This window comes from Agrobacterium sp. M50-1, from assembly GCF_049843495.1.
In the GTDB taxonomy this organism is placed as follows: Bacteria; Pseudomonadota; Alphaproteobacteria; order Rhizobiales; family Rhizobiaceae; genus Agrobacterium; species Agrobacterium radiobacter.
Map to the genome: position 1 here is coordinate 169,047 of NZ_JBBHZH010000001.1, position 15,967 is coordinate 185,013.

The 15,967-nt window shown below is 58.7% G+C and carries 11 protein-coding genes and 1 pseudogene; 5 read left to right on the plus strand and 7 right to left on the minus strand.

Going from position 1 to position 15,967, the window contains the following annotated elements; all coding sequences use genetic code 11:
- Window positions 1–74: 74 nt before the first annotated feature.
- Window positions 75–1,070, minus strand: a complete 996-nt coding sequence (gene bcsN, locus WDZ78_RS00710; protein ID WP_026363965.1) for a cellulose biosynthesis protein BcsN — start codon at window positions 1,068–1,070, stop codon at window positions 75–77.
- A gap of 337 nt (window positions 1,071–1,407) precedes the next feature.
- On the opposite strand from bcsN, the gene WDZ78_RS00715 reads away from it, so the two are divergent.
- A complete protein-coding gene (locus WDZ78_RS00715) occupies window positions 1,408–2,592 on the plus strand; it encodes an AGE family epimerase/isomerase (RefSeq protein WP_425672037.1) in 1,185 nt (394 codons plus the stop codon).
- Between the two features lie 51 nt (window positions 2,593–2,643).
- Here WDZ78_RS00715 and WDZ78_RS00720 read toward each other — a convergent pair whose 3' ends face one another.
- The 5 genes from WDZ78_RS00720 to WDZ78_RS00740 are packed head-to-tail and all read right to left on the minus strand — an operon-like array spanning window position 2,644 to window position 8,079.
- On the minus strand, window positions 2,644–3,606 hold the full coding sequence (locus WDZ78_RS00720) for a glycoside hydrolase family 26 protein (protein ID WP_425672038.1): 963 nt from the start codon (window positions 3,604–3,606) through the stop codon (window positions 2,644–2,646).
- Between the two features lie 13 nt (window positions 3,607–3,619).
- Window positions 3,620–4,123 carry a DUF995 domain-containing protein gene (locus tag WDZ78_RS00725; protein WP_026363967.1) on the minus strand — a complete coding sequence of 168 codons (504 nt, stop codon included), beginning with the start codon at window positions 4,121–4,123 and terminating at the stop codon, window positions 3,620–3,622.
- A 14-nt stretch (window positions 4,124–4,137) separates the two neighbouring features.
- Window positions 4,138–6,075 (minus strand): glycosyltransferase family 2 protein, encoded by a 1,938-nt coding sequence (locus WDZ78_RS00730; RefSeq protein WP_425672039.1) that lies wholly within the window; start codon window positions 6,073–6,075, stop codon window positions 4,138–4,140.
- Window positions 6,072–7,055 (minus strand): UDP-glucose 4-epimerase GalE, encoded by a 984-nt coding sequence (gene galE, locus WDZ78_RS00735; RefSeq protein ID WP_020011868.1) that lies wholly within the window; start codon window positions 7,053–7,055, stop codon window positions 6,072–6,074. Before galE ends, WDZ78_RS00730 begins: the two co-directional genes overlap by 4 nt.
- Window position 7,056: 1 nt before the next feature.
- Window positions 7,057–8,079 (minus strand): UDP-glucuronic acid decarboxylase family protein, encoded by a 1,023-nt coding sequence (locus tag WDZ78_RS00740; RefSeq protein ID WP_425672040.1) that lies wholly within the window; start codon window positions 8,077–8,079, stop codon window positions 7,057–7,059.
- Window positions 8,080–8,473: 394 nt separating this feature from the next.
- On the opposite strand from WDZ78_RS00740, the gene WDZ78_RS00745 reads away from it, so the two are divergent.
- Window positions 8,474–8,824, plus strand: a complete 351-nt coding sequence (locus tag WDZ78_RS00745; protein ID WP_425672041.1) for a hypothetical protein — start codon at window positions 8,474–8,476, stop codon at window positions 8,822–8,824.
- 59 nt (window positions 8,825–8,883) lie between these two features.
- Here WDZ78_RS00745 and WDZ78_RS00750 read toward each other — a convergent pair whose 3' ends face one another.
- The gene (locus tag WDZ78_RS00750; protein WP_026363968.1) at window positions 8,884–9,657 is read right to left on the minus strand and encodes a helix-turn-helix domain-containing protein; all 774 of its coding nucleotides are present in this window, start codon (window positions 9,655–9,657) and stop codon (window positions 8,884–8,886) included.
- Between the two features lie 911 nt (window positions 9,658–10,568).
- On the opposite strand from WDZ78_RS00750, the gene WDZ78_RS00755 reads away from it, so the two are divergent.
- From WDZ78_RS00755 to WDZ78_RS00765, 3 genes and pseudogenes are all read left to right on the plus strand, one after another.
- Window positions 10,569–11,525 carry a hypothetical protein gene (locus tag WDZ78_RS00755; protein ID WP_020011872.1) on the plus strand — a complete coding sequence of 319 codons (957 nt, stop codon included), beginning with the start codon at window positions 10,569–10,571 and terminating at the stop codon, window positions 11,523–11,525.
- A gap of 151 nt (window positions 11,526–11,676) precedes the next feature.
- The gene (locus WDZ78_RS00760) at window positions 11,677–13,695 is read left to right on the plus strand and encodes a hypothetical protein (RefSeq protein ID WP_425672042.1); all 2,019 of its coding nucleotides are present in this window, start codon (window positions 11,677–11,679) and stop codon (window positions 13,693–13,695) included.
- An 81-nt stretch (window positions 13,696–13,776) separates the two neighbouring features.
- Window positions 13,777–15,967: pseudogene (locus tag WDZ78_RS00765) on the plus strand (type I secretion system permease/ATPase).

Consider the following 15,967-nt stretch of genomic DNA (forward strand, 5'->3'; position numbering starts at 1 on the left):
TCCCCATCCGGAATTTCGGCCCGGAAATTTTGCGATATGCGCCTCGGCGCTTCCTTCTCCGCTGGTTCCGACGATCACCTGCATCCTGGTGACGCTCCCGAACCGGACAGACAAGCTGGCGAGGGAATGGACACCTGCGGCACCTGCGACGGTTGCCGGCTGCTTTCCACCGGCCCGCCGTCCATCCGCCTGCCCGCCACCGAAGATCGAACAGGCTGGACCGGCGAACCCGTCGATGTGGGCGATGGGATATTAACGGCAGCAACGGGCGGCAAAGGCTGTGGTTCCGGCTGCGCGGGCGTGACGGCCGCCACGCGGCGGACCGGCCGGACGGGCACACTGGAGGTCACTTCGCCGCCGGGCCGCATCGGCACATCCTCCGCCTTCATGGGATAGATCGGGCTCCCGGGTCGCCCGAGATTCTGATCGACGGCCCGCGGCGTGCCGTAGGGGTTCCAGCTCGGCGAAGCATAGGTGCCGGTAATGGTGTAATTATACATGACCGCCAGCAGCCGCTCGATGCTTGCCCCCGACTGGCAAAGACGCAGCCGCACCTTGATGCGTCCGAGATTGCGGAAGTCCTGCCGCATGCTTTCCGGCGAGCGAATGTCCTGCCAGCCATAAAGGCAGGTATCGTCGCCACGGCCATGGCCGGCGGCATAGGAAAACGCACCATAGCCGTTCTGCAGGTAATTTGGCGACATGGCGAGGCTTTCGCCCGGAAACTCGGCGCGGATTTCCCGCGCGACGGAAGATGCCCGGAAACCGGAAAAAGCCAGGGCGTCGCCACCGGTATCACCGGCCTGTTGCGGGCCGAAAAACTCAGCCTTGATATAATTCTGCCCGGGGGTCGCGGCCTCAGAGCGCAAAATGACCTGCTGCGCCACGGCGTTGGAATAGGTGCGGTTGACCACGGTGACGATTTCGGGACCGCCGGGCGGGGGGAAAACCAGCGCCTCGGAAGGAGACGCCATCTGCGCGCCCCCGAACGACCGAACGCCCGCGGGAGTATTGCAGCCCGAAAGAACCGCAACAGAGAACAGCAATGAAGTATAGGCAGAAAATTTCACTGCCTTGCGCCCCTTTGTTTCCCCAACGCCGCCCAGGTTAAAAGGAGACCGAATCACTAATGACCAGACCATTGCTACGAAATACGTGAGGACTACGAATAAGCAATCTCAAATTTGCGTTGTAATTTCTGACACTTTATGAATCGCGAATCGTCGTTGCGACCCGCATCTCCCACGAAAGAAGGTGGAACCAATGACGCCGCCAGGGGTTGGCGTCCTGTCAGGCCGATAATTTTACGGTTGCAGCGCAATATGCCCCATGGTCTACTTGCGTTTATTATTACGTATTTTTATTGGTCACCTTTTTAATTCAACTGTAAAAACAGAGAGTTATCATATGACAGTGCAATTTCCGAGCATCGCGCAGGCGCTTGCCGAAGAGATCGGAACATTACGCAAATGGCTGGATAAAGACGCTCTGCCCCTGTGGTGGGAGGCGGGTTCGGCCCGCCCGGATGGCGGCTTTTACGAGCGTCTCGGCCAGGATGCGAAGCCGGTTTTTTCCGATGACCGCCGCGCCCGCGTGCAGCCGCGTCAGGCCTATTGTTTCGCCGCCGCCGGCCAGCATGGATGGCAGGGGCCGTGGAAAGAAGCGCTGCTGCACGGGCTCTCCTGGTTCGAGAATGTCTATCGCCTTGAAAATGGCCTCTACGGCAACCTTGCCGACCAGACCGGCAGGCTGATCGACCCCTCCTTCGATCTTTACAATCAGGCTTTTGCGCTTTTCGCCGCCGCGCAGGCGGCCGCGAGCCTTCCCGAGCGCAGGGACGAGATGCGCGGCCGGGCGCTCGATATACTTGCCATCCTCGAGCGCGACTACAGACATCCCATTGCCGGCTTCGAGGAAGAAAACCCGCCGCGCACGCCGCTCTGTTCCAATCCGCATATGCACCTTTTCGAGGCGATGCTGGCCTGGGAGCAGCAGGACCCGCAAGGCCCGTGGTCGGCGCTTGCCGATGAGATTGCCGGCCTGGCGCTGACCCGTTTCATCGATAGCGGCAATGGCGGGCTGCGCGAGTTCTTCACCCATGACTGGACACCCCATGATAGCGACAAGGGCCGGATCATGGAGCCGGGCCACCAGTTCGAATGGGCATGGCTTCTGGTGCGGTGGGGCAGCCTGCGCGGAAATGATGAGGCGATCGACAAGGCAAAACGCCTGTTCCAGATCGGTGAAGAGCACGGCATCTGCCCGCGCCGAAAGGTGGCCGTGATGAGCCTCTACGACGATTTTTCGGTGCATGATGGGTTGGCGCGGTTATGGCCGCAGACGGAATGGCTGAAGGCTTCGGTGCGGCTGGCGAGCGTCACGAACGGCGAGGAGCGGCAGCGTTACCTTGCCTCCGGTCTCAGCGCCATCGGCGCGCTGCAGCCTTTCCTTGACACGCCGGTCAAGGGTCTCTGGTTCGACAAATGGCCGGCCGACAGGCCGATGCTCGATGAGCCGGCGCCGGCAAGCACCTTTTATCACATCGTCTGCGCCATCTATGAGGCCGAGGCCGTGCTGGCAACGGCTACCTAATATTGGAGCACCGGACGAGCGGCATCGCCGCTCGCCGGTTTTCGACGTCGATCAGGCCTTGGCCGGGCGCACGACGCGCCAGTCCGGTCTGCCGAGATTGTGCGGCCAGGCATGAACATCCTTGTCGTTGAAATAGACGACCTCTTCCAGCTTTGGAAAATCCGCCTGTTTCAGCGTCACGTCGTTCATCCACGGACGAACATAGGAATCGCCGCCTTCGTAACCCAGTTCGGCAACCCAAACCGGCTTGTTGAAGGTTTCGACAAGTCCATAGCCCTTGCGCAGCAGATCGGTGAAGGTCTTCGGCCCGCCATATTCGATCTTGTCGTACTCCTCGAGACCGAAGACCGAGAGGCCGACCAGATCGGCGTAGCTGTCACCGGGATAGTAGGCCTGCAGACCATCCAGACCTTTCGGTGACCACATCACCTTGACGCTGGGAACCGCCTTGCGGGTCATGTCCACCATGCGTTTATACGCCGTGATGTAATCACGCGGGTTCCAGCCCGACCACGAGAAGCGGCCGGACGTGTCTTCCATTTCCTGTCCCCAGCGCAGGATCAGCGGGCTTTTCATTGCCGACATGCGTGCGGCGATCGCCTGCATGTTCTGGTCATAGTCGCCTCTCATCACCTTGCGGCGCAACTCGTCGGAGGTGAGCCGCCAGTTAACGTCCCAGGACCAGGGTTCGACCGTGATCAGCACGTTGCGCTTGCGCTCCAGAGCGTAGGCATCCGCAAGTGCGAGACTGTCGAGATCCACGTCCTCCCAGGGCAGGAACAGATGTTCCGACGCCACCCCGGTCTGGGCCGTGAAATCGCCGTGCGGATCGTAGGCGCCGAAACGGATACCGTCCGCGTGCAATGTCGGTCTTTTGTCGGCAAGTGTCTTCATGCCCGTCGACGTCATGGGGGCGACACCCTGTGCGTTGAGCTTGAGCACCGGATACATGCCGGCGGTAAAGGCTGCGGCGGCACCACCTGCGAACAGAAGTTTTCTTCTTGTTATCTGCATGACACCTTACTCCCTACCTTGTTGCCGTCATCGCCTTGTCGTAAGCGGCGATCTGCGGCGTGACATCGTCCTTGCGGACGAGTTTGAGGAACTCATCGCCAGGGCGTGGCGGGTTGTGCCGGAACACGTACCATGGCCCGCCCTGTTTGCGCTGGTAGAGCACCTTGCCAATGCGGCCATGGTCGAAGCAGGTATCGGCCTTGCCGTTTCCTGCCGCACTTTTCCAGGTGGCGCGCATGCACAGGGTGCCGTTGGCATCGACGGTCCAGCGGCCTTCACCGATGGACTTCTTGCCCTTTTCTTCCGTTGCAGCGACGAATTTGCGGTCTTGGGCGATGAAGCGTCCGCCGCCCGTTTCCCATTTCCAGGTCTTGTCGAAGTACATGTCCACGACTTCGCTGGTTCTGAGCGGTTTCGGCGTCTTCGTGCCGCCTGCAGCGTGGACGGCGCTTGGCGCGACCACCGCAAGACAGAGTACGAAAGCGGAGAATCCGCATTTGCTTATTGTTGTTTTCATCACAGCCTCCTCCTTCATTGTCCGACCCTATTGTCGGCCAGCATAATCTCTCCGGTTGCCACCGCCGGCGGCGGCGGCACGATGGGTTCCGCCTGCATTTCCTGCGGTCCACGCAGTCCCGGCACGGCGATGCGCAGTTTCAGACGTACCGATCTGGCACCTTCCACGCCCGCGCCGGCGACCGTGAACCGCGTTTCGGTAAAACTGACATAGGGTTGCCCGTGCGACAGGGCCTCCAGCCCGCCGATCGCATGGGAGCTGAGTTCTGCGGCGCTCCCCGCCACCAGCAGCAGCGAACAGGCGGCGGCGGTCGCTCCACCGCGCAATGCCGGCAGCCTCGGCACCCCGTTTTCCATCGCATGGCGGATGAGCAGAAACACCGAAAGGCCCGCATAGATCGCCACATTGAGGGCGGCGAAGACGAAGAACCCCTCCGCCCCGTTTTCACGCGGCGCCAGAACCATGGCCACAAGGCTGAGCGCCGCCAGAAGAATGTAAGGCGCGACTACCCTCAGCGGCAGCGGCGGTTTTGCCTGCGTGCCCTTGGGCGTGATGCGGAAATCGACGAAATCGCCACGGATCGTGTCGCGTATTGCCGCCAGCACGCCCATCAGCGACCAGGGCCAGCGCAGGAAAAGAAACACCATGGCTTCCCAGCTGAAGAGCTTCGCATCATGCGGACGGAATGCGCCCGTGGCGCGCCAGAAAAACGCAAAGACGATCATGATCAGCGAAACCGGCAGGAAGTGCGCCAGGAACGCCGGATAGGACGCATTGACCAGCACATCTCCGCGCATCAGCGCGACGGCGGGAAGCACGAACATCAGCGCCATAAAGCCGGAAAACAGCGGATACCAGAGCTGCGAAAACAGGAACTGAAACTTCAGCCGCGGCGACAGCTTCGGGACATAATGCCGCGAATATTGCAGCAGAATGGTCATCAGGCTGCGCGACCACTGGAATTCCTGCACGATGAGATCGGCAAAGGTTACCGGTCCGTCGCCATGGGCGATGGCGTTGACGGCGTGAACACCGCGCCAGCCGCCGGCGTTCATCAAAAGCGTGGTGGAATGATCCTCGGCAAGCTCCGGCCCAAGGCCGCCCACTTCACGCAGCGCCTTCGTGCGCACGGCGTAGTGCGAGCCGATGCAGAGCGGCGCCCAGCCATTATTGTAACCCAGCTGCAGCGCGCCATGCAGGCTCGCCTCGGCATATAGCCTGCCGCGCGCCGCCCAGCTTTCACCGGCATTGGCGTCGCAAATGCTTGGGGCCGAAACATATCCAACCTTCGGATCGGCAAAGGGACGGATGATCTCGCTCAGATAATCCGGTTCCGGCACATGATCCGCATCGAACTGCGCGACGAAATCATAACGGCCATACCCGTAATGGTCGTAGAAATAGGCGAGATTGCCTTCCTTGCAGCGCGTGCGCCGAGGCCAGCTCTTGCGATGATACTCGGCGACACCCTGTCGGGTGGAAACGAAAACGCCGTGCGCGCCACACCATTTCAGCGTTTCCGCATCCGGAGCCTCGTCGGCAAGCCAGACGTCAAATTCCAGGCCCTTCTGCTCCAGCATCGCGAGCAGCGTCTTGCGCACCACCGCGAAGGGTTCCGACGGCGCCTTGGTGACGACCATCGCCACCTTACCCCGCGGCAGAGGGGAGCGCCGGTCGACGACCCTTGCATTGAGAAAGATAAAGATGAAATAGGACGGCAGAAGCGTGATCCACGCAAGCGTCATCGTGACGACAGTATAATAGGGCCAGTCGATGACGCGATCGCGATCCAGCCACCAGATCCAGAAATAGGCGAGCGTCACCATCCATCCGCCGATGCCGAGAAGATAGGCCATGCGGTTCCAACCGGCAAAGACCGGCAGCATCCGCAGATCGCTGGTGACTGCGACGGCGCGGGCCGAGGGAACGGAAGGGGTGGAACGGGCTTTCATGAGCGCACCTCCAGTCCGAAACCGGGACCGGCCGTCCGGATGATGGTATCGATATCCGAACGCTTCGGGATAAAGCCGAGCATCTCTTCCGCGCGCTTTATGTCCGCAAACAGTGCTGGCGGATCGCCGGCACGCCTTGCACCGAAATGAACCGGCACTTCCTGCCCCGTCACGCGGTGGATCGCCCGAATGATATCACCGACGGATGTGCCGTGACCGGAGCCGAGATTGACGCGCAGCGTCTCTCCACCTTCGGCAAGATATTTGACGGCGGCGACATGGGCATCGGCCAGGTCGCTGACATGGATGTAATCGCGAATGCAGGTGCCGTCGCTGGTGTCGTAATCCGCCCCGAAGATATCCAGTTGCGGCAGCCGTGCGGCAGCCGCCATCAGCGCCCGCGGGATCAGATGGGTTTCAGGCTCATGCCGTTCGTAAAGCTCACCGTCCGGATCGGCGCCGGCGGCATTGAAGTAACGCAGGGCAACGAACCGCAGACCATAGGCCGCGGCATAATCATCGAGCGCCATTTCGAAGATCAGCTTGGTTCGCCCGTAAGGGTTGACCGGCATCTGTGCCGTTTCCTCGCGGATCGGCAATTGCGGCGGAACGCCATAGGTGGCGCAGCTGGAGGAAAACACCAGCCCGCCGATATTCTGGTCGAGACAGGCATCCAGGAGCGCCAGGCTGCCGCCGACATTGTTGCGGTAATATTTGCGCGGATCTTCGACGGATTCGCCGACATAGGCATTGGCGGCGCAATGAATGACGAAGGCCGGCGAGAATTCCCTGAGCGTGGCCTTCAGGAGACCACGATCCAGAATATCCCCCTCGATGAAGGGACCCCAGCGGACAGAATCCGCGTGACCCGTCGAGAGATTATCGTAAGCGATGGGCTTGAAGCCGGATTGGGCCAGCGCCTTACAGATGTGGCTGCCTATGAATCCGGCCCCGCCCGTGACGAGGATTGTGCGGGGCATCTCATACGGCCTCCGCTACAGCCTTGCCGGCGAGCAGTGCATCGAAATAGACGATGGTTTTTTCCAGGCCGATTTCGAGCGGCACGCGCGGCTGCCATCTCAACAGTTCGTTTGCCCGCGAAATATCGGGGCGACGCTGCTGCGGATCGTCGATCGCGGCGGGCAGATGCACGATGCGCGAACGGGAACCCGTCATGCGGATGACGATATCGGCGAGCTGCCGCACCGGAATTTCGCTCGGGTTGCCGAGATTGATCGGCCCGGTGCAATCCTTCGGCTTGGCCGAGAAGCGCAGGAAACCGTCGATCAGGTCATCGACATAGCAGAAGGAACGGGTCTGGCTGCCATCGCCGTAAATGGTGATGTCAGCGCCCTTCAGCGCCTGGACGATGAAGTTCGAAACCACACGTCCGTCATCCGGGCGCATACGCGGCCCATAGGTGTTGAAGATGCGTCCCACCTTGATATCGACACCGAAACTACGGTGATAATCGAAAAACAGCGTTTCGGCGCTGCGTTTCCCCTCATCGTAACAAGCTCGCGGCCCGATTGTATTTACATTGCCGAAATAGGTTTCCGGCTGCGGATTGACGTGCGGATCGCCGTAGACTTCCGAGGTCGACGACTGCACTACGGTTGCACCGCATCTGCGCGCCACCTCCAGCACGTTGACGGCGCCAAGCACATTGGTGAGCAGCGTGCCGACGGGATCGCGCTGATAGTCGGGCGGTGACGCCGGTGAGGCGAAGTTGAAAATCAGCGAGACATCGATGTCATAGGGTTTGCGCACATCGTGCTCGACCAGCAAAAACCGCTTATTGTCCCGCAAATGCGCCACATTCCCGGTGCGCCCGGTCGAAAGATCGTCGAGACAGATCACCTCGTGACCGCAGCTCAACAGGCGTTCGCAAAGATGGGAACCGAGAAAACCGGCGCCGCCATTGACGAGAACACGTTGGCCAGGCCTCCACTCGGAGTAGATGGTGACGCCATTGTCATGTTCGTTGGGAACGAAATTACGCATTACACACTCCTCCCCATGAGGAATCAGCGTAGCTGATTCAACTAAACTGGATCAAACTCCCGATTGTACGATATCTTGAATATCATCCTCCGGTTTTTACTTCTTCTGGAGGTTTTAATATTTCGATTCGATAAATTTCAACTTTCATGATAGGCGCGGCAGAAAACAGGTCAACTTCATTTTAGCGAAATATTACAATTGATTACCCAAAATTACTCAAAATAGCCTCTTGATTTAATACTTTTTAACTATGCCTCCATTATGCCTTTCTTATTGAGCATTAGCGCAAGCTTCGCTCAACCAGTCGGGGCTATCCTGGTTTTGTAAGGCTCGGTCCACCGGGAACAAAACCGCCCGGCGAGATGCGACAGACAGTCGATTTCAGGGGACACACATGATGAATGAAATGCCTTATTCCCATGGCGGCAAAACAGCCCGCCATTGTCGTTTTGCGCTTGTTGCCGCAGCACTTGTAACTTTCACTTTCGCGACGGCCTCATGCTCCGTGGTCGAAGACGCCGTTCTCATCAAGACCGCGTCGGCCAATACCGCCACGATCAACAGCCGAGTTGCTCCGGCGAAGGCGTCCTACGGTTATCAAAAAACCGGCAACGCAGCCGTTACGCTTGTTGCCGATGCCTCGGGCACACCCGCGGCATCGCGGCAGTCCTACTCGGGTTCTTCTCCCTATATCTGCTCGCCGAGCGGATTCGGGCAGAAATCCCGCTGCTTCCTGAGGCCCTGAGCCTCCTGAAGAGATACCGGAGGGAACTGGCGTCCGGACGGCTCTAGCCGCCCTGACGCTCAGTTCTTCCAGCCGCCGGAGAAGGTCGTGTCTTCGTCCTTGTTGAAGAAGCGCGACGCCGCCTCCGTGCGGTTGCGCACGTTCATTTTCTTATAGATATTGCGAACGTGAACCTTGACGGTGTTCTCGGACAGATGCAGCCGATCAGCGATGATCTTGTTCTGCGTTCCCTTGCAAAGCAGGTCGAGGATCTGTACCTCGCGCGTCGTCAGCGCGGCCACGTCACCCCTGCTCGCAGCAAGGGCATCGGCGCGGTTGGCGATCACGGCATTGCTTTGAACGCTCTTGCCGTTGATGGAAGGCGAATAGGGCGTGAGCTTGCCGAGAAGAGCTGCGGGAAAATGTTCCCCGCCCTTCATAAGCAGATCGACGGCCGCCATGAAGACATCAAGCCTGAGATTGAGCGGCAGCACACCATCAATGACGCGCATTCCCACCAGCCTCTTCAGCGGCTCCTCGAATTTGTCGATGGTTTCGACGACGAGTGCGATCGGCGCGTCGGGATGCTTTTCCCGAACCTCCGAAAGAACGGCATGAAGACGCTCACCCGACATCCGGTAAGGCAAAACCAACCGCACGTTGTTGCCGTAATCGTCCTCGATCTGACCTGACGAGGTTATGCTCACCACCGCGAATGTGGGGAACTTTTTGCCCAGCGCCTCCATGAGGCACTCGGAAAACAGGTCCGGATCCGCGATGACCAATAAAGTTCCATTTATAGGAGCAACGGCGTTTTTTTGTTTTGCCGCATAATCTGAAGTTCCCATGAACATTGACGCCTCCCTAAAGCGCTTACGCGTTACGTTCTTTTGGTTGTGCAGTCTGTTGTCCGCCGGGTATCTTTCCCCCTGGATCTTTAGGGACGATTCCCCGCCTCAGGCCATGTCAACTATTATTAATCACCCGTTAATTAACACACGCTAATACGAAAAGCTGTGTAAATAAATGGCCCAAACGGGTTATTTTTTACAATTGACATACAAAATAGGTTACTCAGAGATAGAATCATTCATCCGGTAACCGCTGCAAAAACAAACACATCGGAAAAGCTTTCGCTGTGGTTTTGCAATCCGGGAAAATATAACTTTTAGTTGATATCCCTTTACATAGCTCGCCGGCGAAGGACGCCCGAGGCTGTTCCTTTTTGGGATAATGGCCTTTTCTCACCGAAATAAACCATGTTTTTCGAAAAGCCGCGTTTCTCCCGGCGCCGCGGCATTTTTCTATGGCCAAACCGGCAAACGGACCGCCGGACCACCACTCGTGACATATATATTCGGGATGAGCGCCGATGTGTTTAGCCCGAATTGATATCTAGGAAGCGCAATTTTTCTGCGTCACAGTCTGACCGTCGCTGAACGGCGGCCGATGGAAAGACACCTCCGGCCTTGACGTGTGTTTGAAAACGCCGGTCCCTTTTCAAGAAATATGCAAAGCGAAAAAGACGAAGCCACCGCGCTCCCCCATCGGAGCGAGGAACGGATTTGTGCGCCGTTTTACCGAGTAGCGCACAGCGGCTGAACGAAAAGAGCCCGGTCACGGGTCAATACCGAACCGCAGATGATGCGTACCGAGTGCATCTGCAAACATCAATCTCAATGCTACCCGGAGCAAGCGCGAAAAAATCCCGTTTGAGATGAGAGGGATTTCGAAAGCTGCTCCGAGCTTTTCGGAGGAAATCGAAATGGGTTATAATCCAAAGTCCGGCGACGATATCACCAAGATCGGCGCGCTTTCCGATGGTTTTGCCAACACGGCGACCAACGACGCCAAGGTGGAAGACAGCAACGTCGGCACCGCAAACGGTGAAAACCGTAACAACGACAACAGCGACAACAGCACCAATGTGGATGTGGACGCCAAGGTCGATGTTTCCGCCAATAACGGTGACAATCGCGACAACGACTATGACTGGAGCTATGACAGCAAGTCCTATAGCGACAACGACACGACCACCAAGACGAGCACCGAAACCAACACCGATATCAAGGTCGACTACGACTGGAGCTATGAAAGCAAGTCGTACAGCGACAACGACACCAATGTGAAGACCATTACGGATACGGACACAAAGACGTCCAACTATTCCGACAACGACACCTCCACCAAGACCACGACGACCTCCGACAGCTTCAACTCCGCTGACAGTTTCTACAAGTCGGATGACGACTTCGGCAACATCACGGGCGTCAAGGATGTCGGCAATCTCGGCATCGCCGGCGGAGACCTCACCTTCAACCTGGGTGACGACTTCTCCTTCACGCTGGACGTTGACAACATCCTCAACGGCTCGCTCAATGGCGACGGCAACGACACCGGCTTCAGCATGGTGCAGGCCAACCACCTGGCGGATCAGGATGAAGCCTACGACATCAAGATGCAGAATGGCGGTGCGGAAAACCACCTGAGCGCCAATGCCGGTGACGCGTTTGGCGCCGAAGGCATCGACGGCAAGGGATGGGACCTCAAGGCCGGCGACGACGCCGCAGGCACCAGCACTGCAGATGCATCGGCAATCCTTGCAAATTCCGGCTTCCATCTGGAACTGGTGCAGGGCGCCAACATGCTCTCCAACGCAGTTGACGTCACGATCACAGGCGGTAACTCGCATGTTTCCGACGTCGGTGAGGATCACTCCTGATACCCACCTCTTGACGAAAAGAGCTGCACCGGCACCCGCCGGTGCAGTTCGCGGTTGAAGGACCGGGTTTGCGTAAAACGAAGCACCGCCTCTGAGACGTGTGCCATGCGCAGCCCCAGGCTCTGCCGCGGTGATCAGGGAGGGACCTCCAATGCATATCGACAAGATTTCGGACATGATTGCGCATTTCATCGGCCTGTTCGACACAGTGATCGAGGATGCGCGTCTGAGAAGCAACTATAGCGAGGGGCCGGCCCATTCCGACCCGGACCGCCTGCCGGACGATGAAGCGGCAAAGCTGCTCGACAAGAACTACGACGTTCCGCTGCAGGACTACGACCCCGGCGTCAAATACAGCGCCGGCTATTATGATTTTGACTATATCCGACCGCATTTCGCCCGCGCTGTCGAATACGACATGCAGCAGCTTGCAAATGCCATCCCGGTCGACATTTCCGCCGCACATTTCCGCTTCCCGGGCCGCCTTTCCTTTGAGGAGGAGTATGAACTGGTGGTTCACCCCGGCCCCGGCTCGGTCATCGCGCATGTAGCGCAGGTCAATATTCTTCAGGACGACGACTATCTGAACATGACTGATGGCCCCTATGTGTGGCGCGACACCAGCTTCGTGACAGAGCGTACCGTCGAGTTCTACAATGAAGCAGCTATCTTTACGCCTTTTTCCGTTTTCCAGCGCACCGATAGTTACGATGCGCTGCAGGCGCTCGCCAAATCCGCGCACGACTATATCGACCATGCCCGCGAAAACGATGTCACCTCGCTTGGCACCGGTGCGAACCAGGATTTCGTTCTGGCCGGCAACGACATCGACGGTATTTACATCAATGGCTCGATAGCCAGCGAAAAGCCGATGCTCGACGACTACATGCCAGATCGCGGCATCGCCAAGCCGCCGGAAGAGCCGGAAAAGAGCGATGTTTCACTGCATGAGGATAGCCCGGCCGGCAACAGCCTCGATGTCGCCGCAGGCGCCAACGTCGTCGCCAACATCGCTACTCTGGTCAATACCGGCGTCATGACTTCGGTGACCGCCGTCATGGGCGATTATCATCAGATCGACGCCATAACCCAGGCCTATATCTATAGCGACCGGGACGAAATCGACTCCGTGTTCACGCACTCGGAAGATCAGGCTGCAACGGTTGCCTTCAACATCGCCAGCTTCGAGCGCACCATCTATCCCGGTGCGGAAAATGCCGCTGCGGATGGCCACGAAACGGGCGAACCCCCAATATTCCCCACAGCCTGGCGTGTCAGCGTGCTGGAAGGCGACGTTTCCTTCGTACACTGGATCGAGCAATACCAGTTCGTCAGCGACAACGACACGATGACGATAACGACCTCGGGCGCTACCGTCAGCCTGCTGACAGGCGGCAACGCTGCGCTCAACATTGCGAATTTCCTCGGCATCGGCATGCAATACGACCTGATCATCGTCGGCGGCAATGTGCTGGATATGAACCTGATCAGCCAGATCGCCGTGCTTTACGACAATGACTGGGTGCGCGCCAATCCCGATGCGCCCGATGGCGCCACCATCCAGTCCGGCAACAACCTTCTGTGGAACGATGCCGCCATTCACAATGTTGGCGGCAACGACCGTTTCGAAACCATGCCTGACTACATGACGCAGACGGTCAACGCGATCAACGCGCGCGACCCCAACATGCCGGATGCGCTGGCTCATGACGTCAATTTCGCCGGCTATGAGGGGCTGAACGTCCTCTATATCACCGGCAATCTTTATGATGTCAGCATCATCAAGCAGGTGAGCGTGCTGGGCGATTCCGACGACGTGACACAGGCCGCCGCCAAGGTTCTCGAAAACAACGAGGACGCCACCGTCCACATCGATACCGGCAGCAACGCCGTGGTCAATCTGGCGCAGATCGTCGATTACGACAGCTTCGGCTCCACCACCTATGTCGCCGGCGGCGTTTATTCCGACGCCATCCTGATTCAGGGCGGCATCATCGAAAACGACACCTCGCAACCCCAGCAGGGTCAGCTGGCAAACGAGGTCATCGCCTTTCTTCACGACGATCCCGCCACCATCGAAAACGAATCCAATGGCGTCATCAATGCCGGTCACGACCTGTCCTGGTCGAACGCGCATTCGGCCGACGTCATGCAGGCGGTGACCGCGTAGATCTGGCTGGCGGGGCAATAACCGCGTCCCGCCCCAGCCGAACCGCAAACACCGTGAGATCACCGAGGGGACCGATAAAAAATGGATCATATTTCAAGAAAAACCATTGCCGATGGACGCTCGCTGGACTTGCCGCTGGATCAGGAGGCGGAAGACAGCAAACTGACGGACGCCTGTATTTCAGCCATCAATGAAGCCGTCGAAAACCTGCGGCAATTATCCGGCGCGGAACAGGCCGCAAAAACCATTTCATCACCAGCGCAGATCATTCCCCCGCAATCTCTTTCCGAACCTCATGCAAAAACGGAACAGGCGGAACAGCTGCGCGACGTTCCCGCGGAAAAGGACCGGCAACCCGTCTCCCCGCCGGAACCACATGCCAAGATCGACAATACCGACCTGCCTTTCGTCAAGACCATCGACAATAATGAAGGACCGATCCGTGAAAACGAGCGCCGGCCGGTAACGGGTGGTGGCGGCAAGGAACCGACGGACAATGGCGGTGGCGGCGGAGGCGGCGGTGGTGGCGGAAGCCAGAGCGGTTTCCATAAGCGCAGCGAGCCGATCAATTTCGCCGCAAGTCTCGCCAAGGGCATCGCCGCCGTGCGCCGCAACATGGTGGTGGTGATGTTGTTCACCGTCGCCATCAACATCCTGCTGCTCGCCATCCCGCTTTATCTGTTCCAGATCTCGGACCGGGTGCTGACCAGCCGCTCGATGGATACGCTTGTCATGCTGACGGTTGCCGTGCTCGGCGCAGTTCTGCTGCAAGCCTTCATGGACGCCATCCGCCGCTTCATCCTGATGCGCACCGCCGTCGAACTTGAAGTGCAGCTTGGCGCGCCGATCCTTTCGGCCGCCGCCCGCGCCTCCCTGCATGGCAGCGGCAAGGACTACCAGACATTGCAGGACTTGCAGCAATTGCGTTCGTTCATCACCTCCGGCACCCTCATCGCCTTTCTCGACGCACCGCTGATGCCGCTTTTTATCGTGGTGGTCTATCTCGTCCATCCGCATCTCGGCATCATCATCATGGTCTGCTGCGCCGTGCTGTTCATTATCGCCTGGCTGAACCAGCGCTTCACCGCGAAACAGTTTTCCGAGGCGTCCGGTTATCTCAGCCGCGCCAATTTCCACCTCGATTCCATGTCGCGCAATTCGCAGATCATCAATGCGCTGGCGATGATACCGGAAGCGGTGAAGATGTGGGGGCGCGAAACCGCAGGGTCCCTGAAATCTCATGTCGCGGCGCAGGATCGCAACATCATGTTCTCGGGCGTTTCCAAGGCGGCGCGCATGATCACCCAGGTGGCGCTGCTTGGCTGGGGCGCGCATCTGTCGCTATCAGGTGAACTGACCGGCGGCATGGTGATTGCGGCCTCCATCATTTCCGGCCGTGCGCTGGCGCCCATCGAAGGGGCAATCGAGGGCTGGCACCAATTCAACAAATCGGCCGCCGCCTATGGCCGCATCAAGCAGCTTCTCATCAATTCGCCGCTGAACTTCCCACGCCTGCGCCTGCCCAATCCGGAAGGGCGTCTGGATGTGGAGCGCATCCCTCTTCGTGCCGCCGCCACAGAAGAAGGTGATCCTGAACGGCATCTCCTTTTCGCTGAAAAAGGGGGAATCGCTCGCCATCATCGGCAATTCCGGCTCCGGCAAGACGACGCTCGGCAAGATGCTGGTCGGCTCCATCCTGCCCACTTCAGGCAATGTGCGCCTCGATCTCATGGATCTGCGCAACTGGGACCAGCGGCAGTTCGGTGAAAGCATCGGTTACCTGCCGCAGGACGTGCAGCTTTTTCCAGGCACCATCAAGGCCAATATCTGCCGCATGCGCGACGATATCGAAGACCGGCAGATTTACGAGGCAGCAGTGCTTGCGGATGTGCATGAGCTGATCGCCGGTTTCCCGCAGGGTTATGAGACCGTGGTTGCCGCAGACGGCGCACCGCTTTCCGGCGGCCAGAAACAGCGCATCGCGCTTGCCCGAGCCTTCTTCGGCGACCCCAAATTCGTGGTGCTGGACGAGCCGAACTCGAACCTGGATACGCAGGGCGAACAAGCGCTCGCCAAGGCCCTGCTGCACGCCAAAAGACAGGGCATCACCACCGTCACCATCACCCAGCGACCGGCGCTTCTTCAATGCGTCGACAAGATCATGGTGCTGAAAGACGGATCGGTCGCCATGTTCGGCGAAAGGATGGATGTGCTGAAGGCGCTTTCCGGCAACGGTCGCCCGGCCAGCCAGTCCCCGCAGATCGAGGGTTGA